The following is an 18,524-nucleotide window of genomic DNA, read 5'->3' on the forward strand; positions in this document are numbered from 1 at the left end:
TTTGCCGTAGAATGCCAGCCCTTATTAATACATTTCAGACCTCTAAACGTCTAAAGGTGGATAACCACAAACCCCGCGTCGATAAGTGATACTGGACGCGTTTACATGGGACAGAGCAATAAATTGAATACACAATCGCGTTCGCGGTCACCGCTGGTGCAACTGGTGGGGATTCGCAAGGACTTCGATGGTAAAACGGTCATCTCCGATCTTGATTTGACCATCAATAACGGTGAATTTCTTACGCTGCTTGGCCCCTCCGGCTGCGGTAAAACCACCGTTCTGCGCCTTATTGCCGGGTTGGAAAACGTCGATACCGGGCAAATTCATCTGGAAAATGAGGACATCACCCAGGTTCCCGCCGAGGACCGCCATGTCAATACTGTATTCCAGAGCTACGCGCTTTTCCCCCACATGACCGTGTATGACAACGTCGCTTTCGGTCTGCGCATGCAAAAGACTCCCGCCAGCGAAATCCCTGCGCGCGTCCATGACGCCCTGCGCATGGTGCAATTAGAAGAGTTCGCCCAGCGTAAGCCACATCAGCTTTCCGGCGGCCAGCAACAGCGTGTCGCCATTGCCCGCGCGGTGGTCAATAAGCCCAGCCTGCTGTTATTGGACGAGTCTCTTTCCGCACTAGACTACAAGTTGCGCAAGCAGATGCAAAACGAACTGAAAGCGTTGCAGCGTAAGCTGGGCATTACCTTTGTCTTCGTGACCCACGATCAGGAAGAAGCGTTAACCATGTCCGACCGAATCGTGGTGATGCGCGACGGCAAAATCGAGCAGGACGGCACGCCGCGTGAAATTTACGAAGAGCCTAAAAACCTGTTTGTCGCCAGCTTCATTGGCGAGATCAATATCTTTAATGCCACCGTCATTGAACGTCTCGACGAACGCCGCGTTCACGCCCACGTCGAAGGCCGGGAATGCACTATCGACGTCAATTTCCCGGTGACGCCAGGGCAAAAACTCAACGTTCTGCTGCGCCCGGAAGATCTTCGCGTTGATGAAATTCATGATGGCGTCGAAGCCGAAGGTCTGATTGGCTACGTTCGTGAACGTAACTATAAAGGTATGACGCTCGAGTCGGTCGTCGAGCTGGAGAACGGCAAAATGGTGCTGGTCAGCGAATTCTTCAACGAAGATGATCCTGATTTTGACCACTCTCTGGACCAAAAAATGGCGATTAACTGGGTAGAAAGCTGGGAGGTTGTACTGGCTGATGAAGAGCACAAGTAAGTTCCAGAATGTGGTGATTGCCACCATCGTCGGTTGGCTTGTGCTGTTTGTGTTCCTGCCCAACCTGATGATTATCGTCACCAGTTTCCTGACCCGCGATGATGCCAACTTCGTCCAGATGGTCTTTAGCCTGGACAACTACGCCAGGCTGCTCGATCCGCTGTATGCCGAGGTGCTGCTGCACTCGCTGAATATGGCGCTGATTGCCACGCTGGCGTGCTTGATTCTGGGCTATCCGTTTGCCTGGTTCCTGGCACGTCTGCCGCATAACGTGCGCCCGCTGCTGCTGTTTTTGCTGATTGTTCCCTTCTGGACCAACTCGCTCATTCGCATCTACGGACTGAAAATTTTCCTCAGTACCAAGGGCTATCTCAACGAATTCCTGCTGTGGTCAGGCGTTATTGAAACGCCTCTGCGTATTATGTTCACCCCGGCGGCGGTGATTATCGGGCTGGTCTACATCCTGCTGCCGTTTATGGTCATGCCGCTGTACTCAAGCATTGAGAAGCTCGATAAACCACTGCTGGAAGCGGCGAAAGATCTGGGCGCCAATAAGTTTCAAACCTTTATCCGCATCATCATTCCGATGACCATGCCGGGAATTATTGCGGGCTGCCTGCTGGTGATGCTGCCGGCGATGGGTTTGTTCTACGTCTCAGACCTGATGGGCGGCGCCAAGAATCTGCTTATCGGTAACGTGATTAAGAGTCAGTTCCTGAATATTCGCGACTGGCCGTTTGGTGCCGCCACTAGCATTACGCTGACGGTGGTCATGGGCCTGCTGATGCTGGTCTACTGGCGCGCCTCGCGTCTGCTGAACAAAAAGGTGGAGCTGGAATGATCGGTAAACTGCTGCGCGGCGGTTTTATGTCCGCCATTTATGCCTACCTCTATATCCCGATTATCATTTTGATCGTCAACTCGTTTAACAGTTCGCGTTTCGGGATCAACTGGCAAGGCTTTACCACCAAATGGTACGGCCTGCTGATGAACAACGACAGCCTGCTGCAGGCGGCTCAGCACTCGCTAACGATGGCGATTTTCTCCGCTACCGCCGCTACGCTTATCGGTTCGTTAACCGCCGTGGCGCTGTATCGCTACCGCTTTCGCGGTAAACCGTTCGTCAGCGGTATGTTATTTGTGGTGATGATGTCGCCGGACATTGTGATGGCTATCTCCCTGCTGGTGCTGTTTATGCTGCTGGGTATCCAGCTTGGCTTCTGGTCGCTGCTGTTCTCGCATATCACCTTCTGCCTGCCGTTTGTGGTGGTCACCGTCTATTCACGGCTGAAGGGTTTTGACGTGCGGATGCTGGAAGCGGCAAAAGACCTCGGCGCCAGCGAAGTCACCATTTTACGCAAAATCATTCTACCGCTGGCGATGCCCGCCGTCGCCGCCGGTTGGCTGCTGAGCTTTACCCTGTCGATGGATGACGTGGTGGTATCGTCCTTTGTCACCGGGCCGAGCTATGAGATCCTGCCGCTTAAAATTTACTCGATGGTCAAAGTCGGCGTCTCGCCGGAAGTGAACGCTCTGGCCACCATTCTGTTGGTGCTGTCGCTGGTGATGGTGATTGCCAGCCAGCTTATTGCACGTGATAAAACCAAAAGCCTGCAGATCAGGCACTAACTCAGGGGACGTTAAATGATGAAATGGTCACGCCACCTGCTCGCGGCAGGTGCTTTAGCACTCGGTATGGGTGCGGCCCACGCGGACGATAGTAAAACGCTCTATTTCTACAACTGGACGGAATATGTGCCGCCAGGACTGCTGGAACAGTTCACCAAAGAGACCGGCATCAAGGTTATCTATTCGACCTACGAGTCGAACGAAACCATGTATGCCAAGCTCAAGACATACAAAGACGGCGCTTACGATTTGGTCGTGCCGTCGACCTACTTTGTCGACAAGATGCGCAAAGAAGGCATGATTCAGAAGATCGACAAAACGCAGCTGAGCAATTTCAAAAATCTCGACCCCGAAATGCTCAACAAGCCGTTCGATCCTAACAATGATTACTCGATCCCCTACATCTGGGGCGCAACGGCTATCGGCGTCAACAGTGATGAGATTGACCCGAAAACCGTCACCAGTTGGGCCGATCTGTGGAAAGCGGAATATAAAGGCAGCCTGCTGTTAACCGACGACGCGCGCGAAGTGTTCCAGATTGCCCTGCGTAAGCTCGGATACTCCGGCAACACCACCAATCCCAAAGAGATTGAAGCCGCCTATAACGAGCTGAAAAAGCTGATGCCAAACGTGGCGGCGTTTAACTCCGACAACCCGGCGAACCCGTACATGGAAGGTGAAGTCAATCTGGGGATGGTGTGGAACGGTTCGGCCTACGTCGCTCGTCAGGCCGGTACGCCGCTGGAAATCGTGTGGCCGAAAGAAGGCGGAATCTTCTGGATGGATAGTCTGTCCATTCCGGCTAACGCCAAAAATAAAGAAGGCGCGTTAAAGCTGATTAACTTCCTGTTACGCCCGGATGTGGCTAAACAGGTCGCGGAAACCGTCGGCTACCCGACGCCGAACCTTGCTGCGCGTAAACTGTTAAGCCCGGAAGTCGCTAACGACAAGTCGCTCTACCCGGATGCGGAAATCGTGAATAAAGGCGAGTGGCAGAACGATGTTGGTAGCACCAGCACGCTGTATGAAGAGTATTACCAGAAGTTGAAAGCCGGGCGTTAAGTTAGTAAACGTGGGGCGTTGGGGCGATGTTTGTGAGTTAGACGAAAAGTTTGACTTTACAGCCGGTTGCGCTCCTGATTTATCTCTCGCCCTATAATCTGAATGGCGCAAGGAGCGCGCAGGGGGCGGACAATTGCCTCCGCCCCCTGCACCCCCGCGCTCTGGCGGCAGAATCGCCGCTACGCGGTACCCTCAGCTTATGCCTTCCGGCTTTCGGGTCGGGCGCGAGGTAACATCCCTGTAAAACCGCGCCCTCAGCCCACATCCCTGTGGGCTGCCCCGGCCTTCAGGCAACGCCTCGGCGATTCAGACGCCACCTATGCCGCTTCCGTTTTTTAGCTAAAAACAAAAATCGAAGTCGCTGGAACCGATGAGTCCCCGCTTGAAATCGGTGAGCCGGAGAATGGAAGACAAGGTCAGGCCGCCAGGGATGGCGGACTGAGGCGAACCGAGACACGACAAAATTGCCGGGAGCAATTTTGAACAACGCTTGCGTTGGCCCGAAGGGCGAGTTCCAGGGATGGGACGAGTAGCGTCGAGTTGAGCCGTGCCGCGGGCTGGAGTTCGCAGGCGAACGCAGTGCGAAGCACCGATTTCGCCGCGGGGCCGCGGGGATTGCAAAGGGGGGCGCGGCGCCCCCCTTAGCCCGTTCACGGGTATTAATGTCTCATCTTCTGCCAAACATCAAGTGAACGGAATATCGCACTTAACTGACAAGTATTGGGCACATAATCCCTGCCCTTTACTTTACCAACGCGCTAACTCACAGCTCTTTGAGCAACTTCTCAACGTATGCAGGCACAACTTCGCTTGCCGGACCATAATGCTTCTCTTCAAACTCGCTGCCTACCAGGCTTGGTTCAAGGTTCAGCTCAACGGTATGCGCACCGTGTAGCTTCGCCTCATGAACAAAACCGGCCGCCGGATAGACGTGACCGGAAGTCCCGATAGCGATGAAAATATCCGCCATCGACAGCGCCAGATAGATGTGGTCCATCTCAAACGGCATCTCGCCAAACCAGACGATATGCGGTCGCAGAGGTGCCGGGAACTGACAGCAGTGACAACGTTCATCAATCGGCATGTCGCCCGTCCAGTCAAAGACCTGGCCGCTGTGCGTACAGCGCACTTTCAGCAACTCGCCGTGCATATGCAGCACGTCACTGTTACCCGCACGTTCGTGCAGATTATCGATATTTTGCGTCACCAGCATAAAATTATCGCCGAGCGCCTCTTCCAGACGCGCCAGCGCCAGGTGAGCAGCGTTGGGAGCAATTTCCGGCTGCTGTAACTGACGGCGACGTTCATTATAGAATTTCTGCACCAGCGCGGGATCGCGCGCGTAACCTTCCGGCGTCGCGACGTCCTCAACTTTATGCTCTTCCCATAACCCATCAGCCGCACGGAAGGTGCGAATCCCTGACTCCGCCGAAATCCCGGCGCCCGTTAACACAAGCACTCTTGGTTTATCCATTTGCTCTGACATAGCCCTATCCGCGAAAAAGGTTCGCTGGCGCAGACGTTGGCGCAACTGACGTTTATTCCGACGAAAACGGCTCAATCGATGTAAGCGGCGCGACTGCATATCTACTCCATGTTAGTTAGTAAGATGAAGGAACGCAGCGCCGCGCATCCCTCCTGCATCACCATGACGCGCGCGTTCAATACGCGGCGGACGGGCTACAGGTAACAAATGGCGCGGTAAGCGGTGCGCAAGTCCATCGGCGATCGCTGTAAAATTAGACAATCCTCCGCCAAGCACCAGCAAATCCGGGTCGACGATGGTCAGTATGTTGCCGAGGCACACGGCCAGCAGATCCAGGTAACGCTCGACGTGTTCACGGGCGTTTTGATCTCCCTGTTCCCAAAGGGCAACAATTTCCGGCGAGGTGAGCGATTGCTGGTAAAAGTGGTTATACAACCAGGCAAAACCGCGACCGGATAAATAGTTTTCAATACAACCGAGCTGACCGCAACCGCAGCGGGTTAGCGGAAAATCACGCCCCACCACTTCGAGCGCATCAACCGGCAGACGAATATGACCAAACTCGCCGGTAATATAGCTGTGACCGGTAATCGATTTACCGTTTTGCACAATGCCGCCACCCACGCCGGTACCCAGAATCAACCCCATGACCAGCGGGTATTGGGTAAACTCGTCATCCCAGGCTTCTGAGATGGCAAAACAGTTGGCGTCATTATCGAGGCGGACATCGCGCTCCAGCAAACGGCTCAGATCGGCACGCAACGGCTGACCGCTGGCTGCCGGGACGTTGGCGGCATACAGCAGGCCACCTTCAGTTTCCGGCATGCCGGGGATACCAATGCCGACGCTGCCCCGACAATTAAAGCGCTCATCGGCCTCAACTACCAGTCCGATCACGGCCTCAAGAAAACGTTCATAGCTCTCTTTTGGCGTAGGTATTCGTTTTTCCCACTGAAGCTGGCGCGATGAATCAAATACGCCAAGTGCGATTTTGCTGCCGCCAATGTCAAATCCATAATGCATCATTGTCAATTCCTCTCATACTCGTCGTCTTTCAAGCTGCAGGTGCGCTGGCTTCACTTGTCTGCCATCTTCCTGCAACTCAAAATTCATAGAGTAATCTGACGCGCGCACCAGCAAAGCCGCACGGTCAGGACGTCAAATTACTGGCCACTTAGCACCCTCGCAGGGTCAATACGGCTGGCGCGGCGGGCGGGATACCAGCTTGCCAGCAGACTCAGCAACAGCGCTGTGACCAGCACATAAACGACATCCAGCCAGTGCAATTCAGACGGCAGGAAGTCGATAAAATAAATGTCACCAGATAAAAACTGATGACCAATAAGTTTTTCAATCACGTTAATAATGCCGGTCAGATAAAGGGAGCCAAGCACCCCGATAACCACCCCGCATACGCTGCCCAACAGGCCAGATAATAAACCATACCACACGAAAATCGCGCGGATCAGCCCGTCTTTTGCGCCCAATGTGCGCAGCACCGCAATATCGCTACTTTTGTCTTTCACCGCCATCACCAGCGTGGAGACGATGTTAAAACAGGCCACGCCGATAACCAGCACCATTGCCAGATACATGATGGCGCGAATCATCTGAATATCGCGGTACATATAGCCGTAAGTGCCAATCCAGCTTTTGATATAGACGTAGTTATTGGTGACTTCACCTGCGTCGCGCACCAGCTTATTGGCGTTAAACACGTCCTGCACCTTGATGGCGATACCGGAGATACTGTCCCCCATATCGAGATACTGTTGGGCATCCTGCATCGGGATCATGGCAAAACTATGATCGAGCTGGCCGCTTAGCTGCAAAATTCCGGTCACGTGCAGACGCACACGTTTAGGCTGCAGCAGCTTATGCTCCGGGTTGGAGTTGGGGATCATGATGGAAACCCAATCTCCGGCCTTCACTTTCAGCGCATCTGCAACTCCTTTGCCGAGGATAACCTGCTGCTCACCGGCCTTGAAATTGGCCCACGCATTGGCCTGCACAAAGCTCGGCAGCGCACTCAGCTTGCTTTCCTGCTGCGGATCAACCCCTTTCACCTGAATGGCGCGCAGATTGCTGCCGCTTTCCACAAGCCCGGTAAAGTTGATGTACGGCGCGGCGGCTTCAATCCCCTTCACCGCTTCGACTTTTGGCAGCACCGCGCGCCAGTTGTTCCACGGTTGATTCACCGCTTCGATTTCACCGTGCGGCACCACCGCCAGAATACGGTTGTTCAGCTCGCGCTCGAAGCCGTTCATGGCGCTCAGGCCGAGGATCAGCACCGCCACCCCCAGCGCAATACCAACAGTAGAAATAACGGAAATCAGCGACACCATTCCGCCGCGTCGACGCCCGCGGCTAAAGCGCAGGCCAATCAGTAACGATAGCGACGGAGCCATTACTGTGCTCCCATCAGGGTTAGTTGATCGCTTAAGCGACCGTCACGCATCTCCAGCTGGCGGCCCATCCGTTTGGCAAGCTGCAGATCGTGAGTCACCACTAAAAAGGCGGTGCCCTGCGATTGGTTCAGCTCGCCGAGCAGCTTGAAGATGCTGTCGGCATTTTTAGCATCGAGGTTGCCGGTCGGTTCATCCGCCAGCACCAGACGCGGGTTATTCACCAGCGCACGGGCGATAGCCACACGTTGACGCTCGCCGCCGGACAGCTCAGAAGGACGGTGGCTGGCACGATGGTCGAGCCCTACCGCTTTGAGCATTTCCAGCGCGCGGCTGTTGATCTCGGCCGGTTTCTTTTTACCAATTAGCAGCGGCATAGCCACGTTTTCCAACGCGGTGAAATCCGGCAGCAAATGGTGGAACTGGTAGATAAAGCCGAGCTTCTGATTGCGCAGCTCGGCTTTCGCCGCTGAAGAGAGCGAACTCATCGGCTGGCCGCTGAAAATCACATCGCCAGAAGTTGGTGTATCCAGGCCACCCAGCAGATGCAGAAGCGTACTTTTCCCCGAACCGGAGGTGCCGACGATAGCCATCATCTCGCCTTCGGCAATACTGAAGCTGACATCGTGCAGAACATCAGTTTGCACGGTGCCTTCCTGATAGCGTTTGCACAGGTTGTCGCATTGCAACAGGATCTTATTCATAACGTAAAGCCTCAGCGGGTTGAGTGGCGGCAGCGCGCCAGGAAGGGTACAGCGTAGACAGCAGCGCCAGGGCCATCGCCACCAGCGCAATCACGATAACCTGCAGCGGCTCAATGGCGACCGGCAGCGCCGCGCCGTCGAGGAACGCACCGATTATCGGCATTAAATTATTAAGCTGGCTGGCGAGCAGCACGCCAAGCACCGCGCCCAGCAGAGCGCCGATGATCCCGGCGCTGGCGCCTTGCACCATAAAGACGGTGAGGATCTGTCTTGGCGTCAGCCCCTGCGTTTGCAGAATCGCCACCTCTCCCTGCTTCTCCATCACCATCAGCCCCAGCGAGGTGATGATGTTAAACGCCGCCACGGCGACGATCAGGCTTAGCAGCAGGCCCATCATGTTCTTTTCCATGCGCACGGCCTGGAACAGCTCGCCTTTACGCTCGCGCCAGTCCTGCCATTTGGTGCCTTCCGGCAGAGTTTGCTGACTTAAGGTGTCAACCTGGAGCGGTTTATCCAGCCACAGACGCCAGCCGGTAATGTTGCCCAGCGGGTAGAGCATCAGGCGCGAGGCGTCCTGAATGTTGACCAGCATCTGGTAGCCGTCAACTTCACTATTGGCCGCGAAGGTACCGATTATCGTAAACAGACGCTGGCTTGGCAGACGTCCCATCGGCGTAAACTGACTGGCAGACGGCACCATGACGCGAATTTGATCGCCACGGTTCACGCCCAGCTGCCCGGCAAGCTGTTCACCGATGATCACGTTGTACTTCCCGGCCACAAGGTCGGTCTGTTTGACGTTCACCAGATACGGGGTTAGCGGATCTTTTTGCGCCGGATCGATGCCCAGCATCACGCCAACCGAGACGCTGCGCGCGCTTTGCAGCACCACATCGCCGGTGGTTAGCGGTGCCACGCGGGTCACGCCCTGCAGTTTGATACTCGCTTCAGGATATTTTTGCGGGTTCAACGAGCCATGTTCAGCGCTCAGAATGGCCTGCGGCATCAGCCCCAGGATGTTGTTTTGCAGCTCGCGTTCAAAGCCGTTCATCACCGAAAGAACGGTGACTAGCGCCATTACGCCAAGCGTAATGCCGATGGTCGACAGCCAGGAAACAAAGCGACCGAAGCGGTCCGCTGCCCGCCCGCGCATATAGCGCAGGCCAATAAATAGTGCGACAGGTTGGTACATGTAATCCGTCTGGTTGCTGATAGCAGAAGCACGAGTATATAAGCGAAAGCGGGATGGGTAAATGACTGAACCGTAAGCCAAGCCTGACATTCCGCTGACGGAACAACACCGAACATTGAATTTTCCATCGCAACGGTCAATAGTGTTGTTTTCCCTTTAATCGCGAATTCATGATGATCCGCAGCTTAAATCCTCTGTTGTTACCCGCAGGCGCCCTGTTGCTGGCGCTGTTTCTGATCTACACCGGCGTCAGCGCCACCGAGAAGGTGACGTGGATTATGGAAGTCACACCGGTGATTATCATTGTGCCATTGCTGCTGCTGACGGCCAAACGCTACCCGCTGACTCCCCTGCTCTACGCGATGATTTTCTTTCACGCCATTATTCTGATGGTTGGCGGACAGTACACTTACGCCAAAGTGCCGATTGGTTTTGATGTACAGGCGTGGCTGGATCTCAGCCGTAACCCGTACGATAAATTGGGCCACTTCTTCCAGGGGCTGGTTCCGGCGCTGGCGGCGCGGGAAATTCTCGCCCGTGGACAATTTGTTCGTGGCCGTAAGATGCTGGCGTTTTTGGTGTGCTGCGTGGCATTGGCCATTAGCGCCACCTATGAACTTATCGAATGGTGGGCGGCACTGGCGATGGGACAAGGCGCGGATGATTTCCTCGGCACCCAGGGCGATCCGTGGGATACCCAGTCGGATATGTTCTGCGCCCTGCTCGGCGCGTTGACAACGGTCATTTTTCTGGCGGGCGTGCATTGTCGGCAGTTAAAGCGTTACGGCCTGATAAGCGCCTGATTGCTTTCTCCGGCCGACACGCTGTCCGTGTTGGCCGGAGAGATTACCTCAACCGCTATCCTCGACGCAGCTTGATAATCAGAATCGGCAAGGCAAACAACAACGTTAACAGATTCGCCATACTGACCGCCGTATCTTCAATCATCACGCCGTATATCAGCCACATCACTAATCCGCACACAAACATCACGTACATCAGCCCGGATATTCCCTGGGTGTTGCGGGTGGAGATAACCTTAATCGCCTGCGGCAAAAAAGAGAGCGTTGTCAGGCTTGCGGCCAGATAACCAATTAGCGGGATCCATTCCATGGTTAAGCCTTCACTTCGCTCACCGCCGCGACGGGCGCAAGCTGCGCGTCGGTCGCCAGCGTCGGTTGCGGTACTTTGCGATACTTATCCAACAGATGAATTTGAATCTTACGCAGCATATCGCCGTTCAACCGGTAGTAGCGGAAGTAGAGCGCCAGGGTAATGGCGAAGAACAGCGTGGGCAGAGCAATCATAATAAACTGCATTCCGAGCACCGTTTCCACCGACTGAACGCCATTCGGCACGTAGCCAATCACCCCCAATACCACCGCGATAAAGAACGCCGCAAATGCCGACCCTCCTTTCACCACCATGGTTTGCACCGCATAGGCGATACTTTCGCAGCGCACATTAAACTTGTACTCACCGTAGTCGACGGTATCGGCCACCATAATCACCTGCAGCACCCAAAACAGTGCGGTACCAATATTGAGGAGTACGCCTGCCACGCAAATGAGCAAGAGATTGTGGAAGCCCGTCAGCGCCATCATCAGCAGCACACCGGCGCTCAGTATCGGCATCACCGATGCCCCAGACCACAGGATTCGCCGCGATAGCGCTTTTGCCAGCCTTGGGAAGAGCACTAGCGTCAGTAGGTTTGCTGCACCGGCGTACGACAGGTAGTACGGGAAAAGATCCGCATCACCCACGACATAGGTGAAGTAGTAGATAGCAAAGCCGGTGATGATATTCGACGCCACGTTATAGGCCAGCGCCATGCCCAACAGACACGAGAGCTGATCGTTTTTGTAGATCAAGGCGAGAATCGATTTTAGCGATAAGCGCGAGCTGTCCGCGGTGGCCTCGCTGTCGGAAGAGAAGACTTCATGCACGTTTCTCAACGTGACAATCGTCGAGACAATAAAGAATGCAATCAGCACCAGCGTGAACATCTGGAACCCGAACCCGCGATCCGCACCGCCCACGTAGTTCACAAAGGGCAGCGTGACTCCGGCAGTCACAAACCCAGCCAGGCTGGCAAAAAAGCGTGGGAATGGCACCAGTTGTTCACGTTCATGCTTATCGAGAGTGATAGTCGGCACCAGCGACCAGAACGGAATATCCATGATGGTGTAGGTCATGCCCCACAGAATGTAGGTCACACAAACGAAGACTATTTGCGCCGTCCCTTCAAATAGATGGGCGCTGAACAGTAAAAACAGCACCACAGAGTTGGCCAGCGTGCCAAGCAGAATCCATGGTTTAAACTTACCCCACCGCGAACGGGTGGCATTGACTATCCACCCCATCACCGGATCGTTGATGGCGTTCCAGATTTTAGCCACCAGAAATAACGTCCCGACCACACCGACCGATAGACCGACAACATCGGTGTAGTAATACATCAGATACATATAAACGATGCCGATCGCGAAATCCTTACCAAATGCACCGAACCCGTAACTTAGTTTTGTTTTCAGAGAGATGCTCATAGGGTACCGGGTCACTGTTACCAGCGCCCGCCTGCTGTTATGTGCGAGGTAAAACGCCGGATACACCGCCCGGCGTCGTTGGGTATTAACGCTGCAGCCAGGTCGGTAGCCAGTCGCCGTGAGCGGCGATCAGGTCATCCACCAGCGCGTAAATCTCCTCAATGCCAAGTACCGCCGCGGTGTGCGGGTCCATCATCGTGGCGTGATACACCCGGCTACGGCTTTCGGTCAGAATGGCCTCCGTCAGCAGCGTCTGGACGTTAATATTGGTCTGCATCATCGCCGCCAGATGCGAAGGGATCGTCCCGACCTTAGTTGGTTGAATACCATTGGCATCCACCAGACAGGCCACTTCAACGCAGCTGCCCTGCGGTAGGTTATCGATAAGCCCGTCGTTACGTACGTTACCGTAAATCACGCTCGGTTCACCGGTCCAGATGGCGTTCATGATGGTACTGGCGTATTCACGCGACGGTTTGATATCGATTCGCTCTGCGGTTTTGTACTCTTCCAGCTCTTTATTCCAGTTCGCCAGCTGTTCAACGCAGCGTTTCGGATATTCATCCAGCGGCACTTTATAGCGCGCAATCAGATCTTCGCGTCCCGGCTTGATAAACCACGGGGTGTATTCGGCAAAATGCTCAGAGGACTCGGTAACAAAGTAGCCCAGCTTTTTGAACATCTCGTAGCGTACGATATTCTCGCAGCGATCGTTGCCATGGACATTTGGCTTCGGCGCCTGCCCTGATTCATAGGCCGCCAACAGTTCCGGATAAAGATTCACATAGCTGCCATCGGCCGTTTTACGTTCCAGCTCAAGATAAAAAGCCATGTGGTTAATTCCCGCGCTGCGGTAACGTAGCGTGGCAGGATCGATATCCAGGTCACGCGCCAGCTCCTCCGCGGTCCCCTGTACCGAGTGGCACAGCCCCACCTGTTTGATATGCGGGTAGCGGGCATACATGGCCCAGGTATTCATCGCCATCGGGTTAACGTAGTTCAGCATGGTGGCATCCGGGCAGACTTCCGTCATATCGTCACAGATTTGCCAAAGATGCGGAATGGTACGCAGCGCACGCATAATGCCGCCAGGGCCAAGGGTATCAGCGATGGTTTGTTCCAGCCCGTGGCGTTTACAAACTTCAAAATCGGTGACGGTACAAGGTTCATAGCCGCCAATCTGGAAGGCGACGACGACAAAATCTGCATCCTGCAGCGCCGCTTTCTGGTTGGTATGGCAGGTGATATGGCCCGATGCGCCGGCGGAATCCATCAATTTACGCACCACAATGTGCGACTCTTCCAGCCGCTTTTCATCAATATCCATCAGCGCAATATGCGCCGACTTTAACGCCTCGCGATGAAAAACATCGCCGAGAATATTTTTGACGAAAATAGTAGAACCCGCGCCGATAAAGGTAATCTTTGGTGCTGTCATCATGACTCTCCAGAACAGTAGTGAACACGTTCATGGTGGCACGGTGCCTGGCGAAAAACTTCCAGCTTCCCTGAGGAGCATTCCCATAAACTCAGATCCTATGCTGATCTCATTCCGATCTGAGCTTTTGGGATAAAATCACCAGAAAAGCAGAGTATCCGGCCTCACTTTCGCTCTAATATGAATAACAGGTGTTGGATATGTGTCCGTATTCGCGCTCTGCCGACGCCAAAGCTGGCATGATTCTGACAATTCAGGAAATGGAGTCACGATGAGTACCGAGCCGATAACCTTTCTGCCGCCCGACCCGCATATGTGCAATGGCGATGAAAAGCAGACCCGCAGCCCGCTGTCGCTCTATTCCGAATATCAACGCATGGATATTGAGCTACGCCGACCGCATGTTATGCCCACCAGCCACTGGCACGGTCAGGTAGAGGTCAACGTGCCGTTCGACGGCGACGTGGAGTATTTGATCAACAATGAAGTGGTGCAGATTAAACAAGGGCATATCTCCCTGTTCTGGGCCTGTACCCCGCATCAACTCACGCGTATCGGGCATTGCCAGCAGATGGCGATTTTCAACCTGCCGATGCATCTTTTTCTCTCCTGGCCACTGGATCGGGAGTTGATTAACCATGTCACCCACGGGATGGTGATTAAATCATTAGCAACCCAGCAGCTCAGCACCTTTGAAGTCCTGCGCTGGCAGCAAGAGATGAGCAGCCCGAATGAGCAAATTCGCCAGTTGGCGATCGATGAAATCGGCCTGATGCTCAAGCGTTTTAGTCTGTCAGGCTGGCAGCCGATTCTGCTCAACAAAACCTCACGTACCCATAAAAACAGCGTCTCGCGCCACGCGCAGTTTTACGTCAGCCAGATGCTGGGATTTATTGCCGATAACTACGATCAGGCGCTGACCATCAACGACGTCGCCGAGCACGTCAAACTCAACGCCAACTACGCGATGGGTATTTTCCAGCGGGTCATGCAATTGACATTAAAACAGTACATTACGGCGATGCGGATAAACCACGTGCGCGCCCTGTTAAGCGATACCGATAAAACCATTCTCGACGTGGCGATGACCGCCGGGTTCCGCTCCAGCAGCCGTTTTTACAGTACATTCAGCAAGCTGGTTGGTATGTCGCCGCAGCAGTATCGCAAGCTGAGCCAGCAGCGCAGACAGTTAATCTGATAGCGCATCGCAATTTTCAGCGGTTGCACTCCCGCCGTCATCACGGATAATAAGATCATAAAATTGATATCATTACCGTGTATATACCCACTCATTCATGCCGCCTCCAGGCGGCAAGCGAACGAACACACACGGTTTTTTCTGGAGAACGTGCGCTGATCATGCCTGAACATGTCCGTTATGCCCTACCGACCAAACCCGGCGAACAGCGCCTGCTTGGCGAACTGACCGGCGCCGCCTGCGCGACGCTGGTGGCAGAGATAGCAGAGCAACATTCCGGCCCGGTGGTTTTAATCGCCCCGGATATGCAAAACGCCCTGCGTTTACACGACGAAATCAGCCAGTTCACCGACAACCTGGTGATGAACCTTGCCGACTGGGAAACGCTGCCGTACGACAGCTTCTCCCCGCATCAGGACATCATCTCCTCGCGCCTGTCCACGCTCTATCAGCTGCCATCCATGAAGCGCGGCGTGCTGATCGTCCCGGTCAGCACCTTAATGCAGCGCGTTTGCCCGCACAGTTTCCTGCACGGCCATGCGCTGGTGATGAAAAAAGGCCAGCAACTGTCGCGTGACGCACTGCGCATGCAGCTTGACAGCGCCGGGTATCGTCACGTCGATCAGGTTATGGAGCACGGCGAATACGCCACCCGCGGCGCGCTGCTTGATCTTTATCCGATGGGTAGCGAGCAGCCGTACCGTCTGGACTTTTTCGATGATGAAATAGACAGCCTGCGCGTCTTTGACGTCGACAGCCAGCGCACGCTCGAAGAAGTTACCGCCATCAATCTGCTGCCAGCGCATGAGTTTCCGACCGACAAAACGGCCATTGAACTGTTCCGCAGCCAGTGGCGCGACCAATTTGACGTTAAGCGCGACGCCGAGCATGTCTACCAGCAGGTGAGTAAAGGCACGCTGCCTGCCGGCATCGAATACTGGCAGCCGCTGTTCTTTAGCGAACCGCTGCCGCCACTGTTCAGCTACTTCCCGGCGAACACCTTGCTGGTGAATACCGGTGATATCGAAGCCAGCGCCAACCGCTTCCAGGCCGACGCGCAGGCGCGTTTCGAGAATCGCGGCGTTGACCCGATGCGTCCGCTGTTGGCCCCAGACCGCCTGTGGCTACGCGTTGACGAGCTCAACGGCGAGCTGAAAAAATGGCCGCGCGTGCAGCTCAAAACCGAGCACCTGGCGAAAAAAGCGGCCCACGTTAACCTCGGCTTCCAGCCGCTGCCGGATCTCTCGGTGCAGGCGCAGAACAAATCGCCGCTGGAGAACCTGCGTAAATTCATTGAGGGCTTCAGCGGCCCGGTGATTTTCTCGGTCGAAAGTGAGGGCCGTCGCGAAGCGCTGGGTGAACTGCTGGCGCGTATTAAGCTGGCGCCAAAGCGCATTCAGCGCCTTGATGAAGCCGTTGATAACCAGCGCTATCTGATGCTTGGCGCGGCGGAACACGGGTTTATCGATACCCAGCATAACCGGGCGCTGATTTGCGAAAGCGATCTGCTCGGGGAGCGCGTGGCCCGTCGCCGCCAGGACGCCCGGCGGACCATCAACCCGGATACCTTAATCCGCAACCTGGCAGAGCTACACATCGGCCAGCCGGTGGTGCATCTTGAGCACGGCGTTGGCCGCTATGCGGGAATGACCACGCTCGAAGCGGGCGGCATTACCGCGGAATATTTGATGCTGATGTATGCCAACGACGCCAAGCTGTACGTGCCGGTGTCGTCGCTGCATTTGATCAGCCGCTACGCCGGCGGCGCGGATGAAAGTGCCCCACTGCATAAACTGGGCGGCGACGCCTGGTCGCGGGCTCGGCAGAAAGCCGCCGAAAAGGTGCGCGATGTCGCGGCCGAACTGCTGGATATCTACGCCCAGCGCGCGGCGAAGTCCGGCTTTGCCTTCAAGCACGATCGCGAGCAGTATCAACTGTTCTGTGACAGCTTCCCGTTTGAAACCACGCCGGATCAGGCGCAGGCGATCAACGCCGTGCTGAGCGATATGTGCCAGCCGCTGGCGATGGACCGTCTGGTGTGCGGCGACGTCGGCTTTGGTAAAACCGAAGTGGCGATGCGCGCCGCCTTCCTTGCGGTGGAAAACCACAAACAGGTGGCTGTGCTGGTGCCAACCACCCTGCTGGCGCAGCAGCACTATGACAACTTCCGTGACCGCTTCGCCAACTGGCCGGTGCGCATCGAGATGCTATCGCGTTTTCGTAGCGCCAAAGAGCAAACACAAATCCTGCAGGAAGTTGCCGAGGGCAAAATCGACATTCTGATTGGCACCCACAAGCTGCTGCAAAGCGACGTGAAGCTGCGCGATCTGGGCCTGCTGATTGTCGATGAGGAGCACCGCTTTGGTGTTCGTCATAAAGAACGCATCAAAGCGATGCGCGCCGATGTCGATATTCTGACCCTCACCGCCACCCCGATTCCACGTACGCTGAATATGGCGATGAGCGGAATGCGCGATCTGTCGATCATCGCCACCCCTCCAGCGCGTCGTCTGGCGGTGAAAACCTTCGTCCGCGAATACGACAGCCTGGTGGTACGCGAAGCGATTCTGCGTGAAACCCTGCGCGGCGGCCAGGTGTACTACCTGTTCAACGATGTCGAAAACATTCAGAAAACCGCCGATAAGCTGGCGGAACTGGTGCCGGAAGCGCGAATTGCCATCGGCCACGGTCAGATGCGCGAGCGCGAACTCGAGCGGGTGATGAATGATTTCCACCACCAGCGCTTCAACGTGCTGGTGTGTACCACCATCATCGAAACCGGGATCGATATTCCAACCGCCAACACTATTATCATCGAGCGCGCCGACCACTTCGGCCTTGCCCAGCTACACCAGCTACGCGGCCGCGTAGGCCGTTCGCACCACCAGGCCTACGCCTGGCTGCTGACGCCGCATCCAAAAGCGATGACTACCGATGCGCAAAAACGTCTGGAAGCCATCGCCTCGCTGGAAGATTTAGGCGCGGGCTTTGCGCTGGCGACTCACGATCTGGAGATTCGCGGCGCGGGCGAACTGCTGGGCGAAGGCCAGAGCGGGCAGATGGAGTCCGTCGGCTTCTCGCTGTATATGGAGATGCTGGAAAACGCCGTCGATGCGCTGAAAGAGGGGCGCGAGCCGTCGCTGGAAGATCTCACCAACCAGCAAACGGAAGTCGAGCTCCGTATGCCGTCGCTGCTGCCGGATGATTATATTCCGGACGTTAATACCCGCCTGTCGTTCTATAAACGTATCGCCAGCGCCAAAGGTGAGAATGAGCTTGATGAAATCAAGGTTGAGCTGATTGACCGCTTTGGCCTGCTGCCTGATGCGGCGCGTAATCTGCTGGATATCGCCCGTCTACGCCAACAGGCGCAAAAGCTGGGGATCCGCAAGCTGGAAGGCAACGAGAAAGGCGGCGTGGTTGAGTTTGCCGAGAAGAATCACGTTAACCCGTCGTGGCTGATTGGCCTGCTGCAAAAACAGCCGCAGCACTATCGCCTTGATGGCCCGACGCGGCTGAAGTTCTTCCAGGATCTGAGCGAACGCAAAACCCGCATGGACTGGGTTCGTCAGTTTATGCGCCAGCTTGAAGAGAATGCCCTCGCCTGACCCCGTTCCCGGCA

General features: G+C 55.3%; 15 protein-coding genes. 7 read left to right on the forward strand and 8 right to left on the reverse strand.

The window, feature by feature from the left end; translation table 11 throughout:
* Positions 1 to 105 precede the first annotated feature (105 nt).
* Genes potA through potD form a run of 4 tightly spaced genes read left to right on the forward strand, consistent with a single transcriptional unit; the run spans position 106 to position 3,933 of the window.
* The gene (gene potA, locus ABOC97_RS18520; protein ID WP_349600577.1) at positions 106 to 1,242 is read left to right on the forward strand and encodes a spermidine/putrescine ABC transporter ATP-binding protein PotA; all 1,137 of its coding nucleotides are present in this window, start codon (positions 106 to 108) and stop codon (positions 1,240 to 1,242) included.
* Complete coding sequence (gene potB / locus ABOC97_RS18525) at positions 1,226 to 2,083, forward strand: spermidine/putrescine ABC transporter permease PotB (RefSeq protein WP_234508404.1); 858 nt, start codon at positions 1,226 to 1,228, stop codon at positions 2,081 to 2,083. Before potA ends, potB begins: the two co-directional genes overlap by 17 nt.
* Complete coding sequence (gene potC / locus ABOC97_RS18530) at positions 2,080 to 2,871, forward strand: spermidine/putrescine ABC transporter permease PotC (RefSeq protein WP_349600581.1); 792 nt, start codon at positions 2,080 to 2,082, stop codon at positions 2,869 to 2,871. Before potB ends, potC begins: the two co-directional genes overlap by 4 nt.
* Before the next feature lie 15 nt (positions 2,872 to 2,886).
* Positions 2,887 to 3,933, forward strand: coding sequence for a spermidine/putrescine ABC transporter substrate-binding protein PotD (gene potD, locus ABOC97_RS18535; protein ID WP_349600583.1), 1,047 nt, complete (start codon positions 2,887 to 2,889; stop codon positions 3,931 to 3,933).
* 763 nt (positions 3,934 to 4,696) lie between these two features.
* Here the strand turns inward: potD and cobB are convergent.
* From cobB to lolC, 5 genes are all read right to left on the reverse strand, one after another.
* The gene (gene cobB, locus ABOC97_RS18540; RefSeq protein ID WP_349600586.1) at positions 4,697 to 5,518 is read right to left on the reverse strand and encodes a Sir2 family NAD+-dependent deacetylase; all 822 of its coding nucleotides are present in this window, start codon (positions 5,516 to 5,518) and stop codon (positions 4,697 to 4,699) included.
* 12 nt (positions 5,519 to 5,530) lie between these two features.
* Positions 5,531 to 6,442, reverse strand: coding sequence for an N-acetylglucosamine kinase (gene nagK, locus ABOC97_RS18545; protein WP_349600723.1), 912 nt, complete (start codon positions 6,440 to 6,442; stop codon positions 5,531 to 5,533).
* 140 nt (positions 6,443 to 6,582) lie between these two features.
* A complete protein-coding gene (gene lolE / locus ABOC97_RS18550; protein WP_349600589.1) occupies positions 6,583 to 7,827 on the reverse strand; it encodes a lipoprotein-releasing ABC transporter permease subunit LolE in 1,245 nt (414 codons plus the stop codon).
* Positions 7,827 to 8,528, reverse strand: coding sequence for a lipoprotein-releasing ABC transporter ATP-binding protein LolD (lolD, locus tag ABOC97_RS18555; RefSeq protein WP_112202245.1), 702 nt, complete (start codon positions 8,526 to 8,528; stop codon positions 7,827 to 7,829). The genes lolE and lolD overlap by 1 nt, the downstream gene beginning before the upstream one ends.
* Complete coding sequence (gene lolC, locus ABOC97_RS18560) at positions 8,521 to 9,720, reverse strand: lipoprotein-releasing ABC transporter permease subunit LolC (protein WP_349600591.1); 1,200 nt, start codon at positions 9,718 to 9,720, stop codon at positions 8,521 to 8,523. The genes lolD and lolC overlap by 8 nt, the downstream gene beginning before the upstream one ends.
* Positions 9,721 to 9,893: 173 nt before the next feature.
* Between lolC and ABOC97_RS18565 the strand changes: the two genes are divergently transcribed.
* The gene (locus ABOC97_RS18565; RefSeq protein ID WP_349600726.1) at positions 9,894 to 10,523 is read left to right on the forward strand and encodes a DUF2238 domain-containing protein; all 630 of its coding nucleotides are present in this window, start codon (positions 9,894 to 9,896) and stop codon (positions 10,521 to 10,523) included.
* Positions 10,524 to 10,578: 55 nt separating this feature from the next.
* Here ABOC97_RS18565 and ABOC97_RS18570 read toward each other — a convergent pair whose 3' ends face one another.
* The 3 genes from ABOC97_RS18570 to melA form a co-directional block, all read right to left on the reverse strand.
* Entirely contained in the window at positions 10,579 to 10,833 is a 255-nt protein-coding gene (locus ABOC97_RS18570) for a SemiSWEET transporter (RefSeq protein ID WP_349600594.1), read from the reverse strand.
* Between the two features lie 2 nt (positions 10,834 to 10,835).
* Positions 10,836 to 12,266: a melibiose:sodium transporter MelB gene (gene melB / locus ABOC97_RS18575; protein ID WP_349600597.1), complete on the reverse strand. Its 1,431-nt coding sequence runs from the start codon at positions 12,264 to 12,266 to the stop codon at positions 10,836 to 10,838.
* 85 nt (positions 12,267 to 12,351) lie between these two features.
* The gene (gene melA, locus ABOC97_RS18580; RefSeq protein ID WP_349600600.1) at positions 12,352 to 13,707 is read right to left on the reverse strand and encodes an alpha-glucosidase/alpha-galactosidase; all 1,356 of its coding nucleotides are present in this window, start codon (positions 13,705 to 13,707) and stop codon (positions 12,352 to 12,354) included.
* 268 nt (positions 13,708 to 13,975) lie between these two features.
* On the opposite strand from melA, the gene melR reads away from it, so the two are divergent.
* Positions 13,976 to 14,902 (forward strand): transcriptional regulator MelR, encoded by a 927-nt coding sequence (gene melR, locus ABOC97_RS18585; RefSeq protein ID WP_349600603.1) that lies wholly within the window; start codon positions 13,976 to 13,978, stop codon positions 14,900 to 14,902.
* 161 nt (positions 14,903 to 15,063) lie between these two features.
* Complete coding sequence (gene mfd, locus ABOC97_RS18590) at positions 15,064 to 18,510, forward strand: transcription-repair coupling factor (protein WP_349600606.1); 3,447 nt, start codon at positions 15,064 to 15,066, stop codon at positions 18,508 to 18,510.
* The last annotated feature ends 14 nt before the right edge of the window (positions 18,511 to 18,524 follow it).

This window comes from Kluyvera huaxiensis, assembly GCF_040149365.1.
Taxonomy (GTDB): domain Bacteria; phylum Pseudomonadota; class Gammaproteobacteria; order Enterobacterales; family Enterobacteriaceae; genus Kluyvera; species Kluyvera intermedia_A.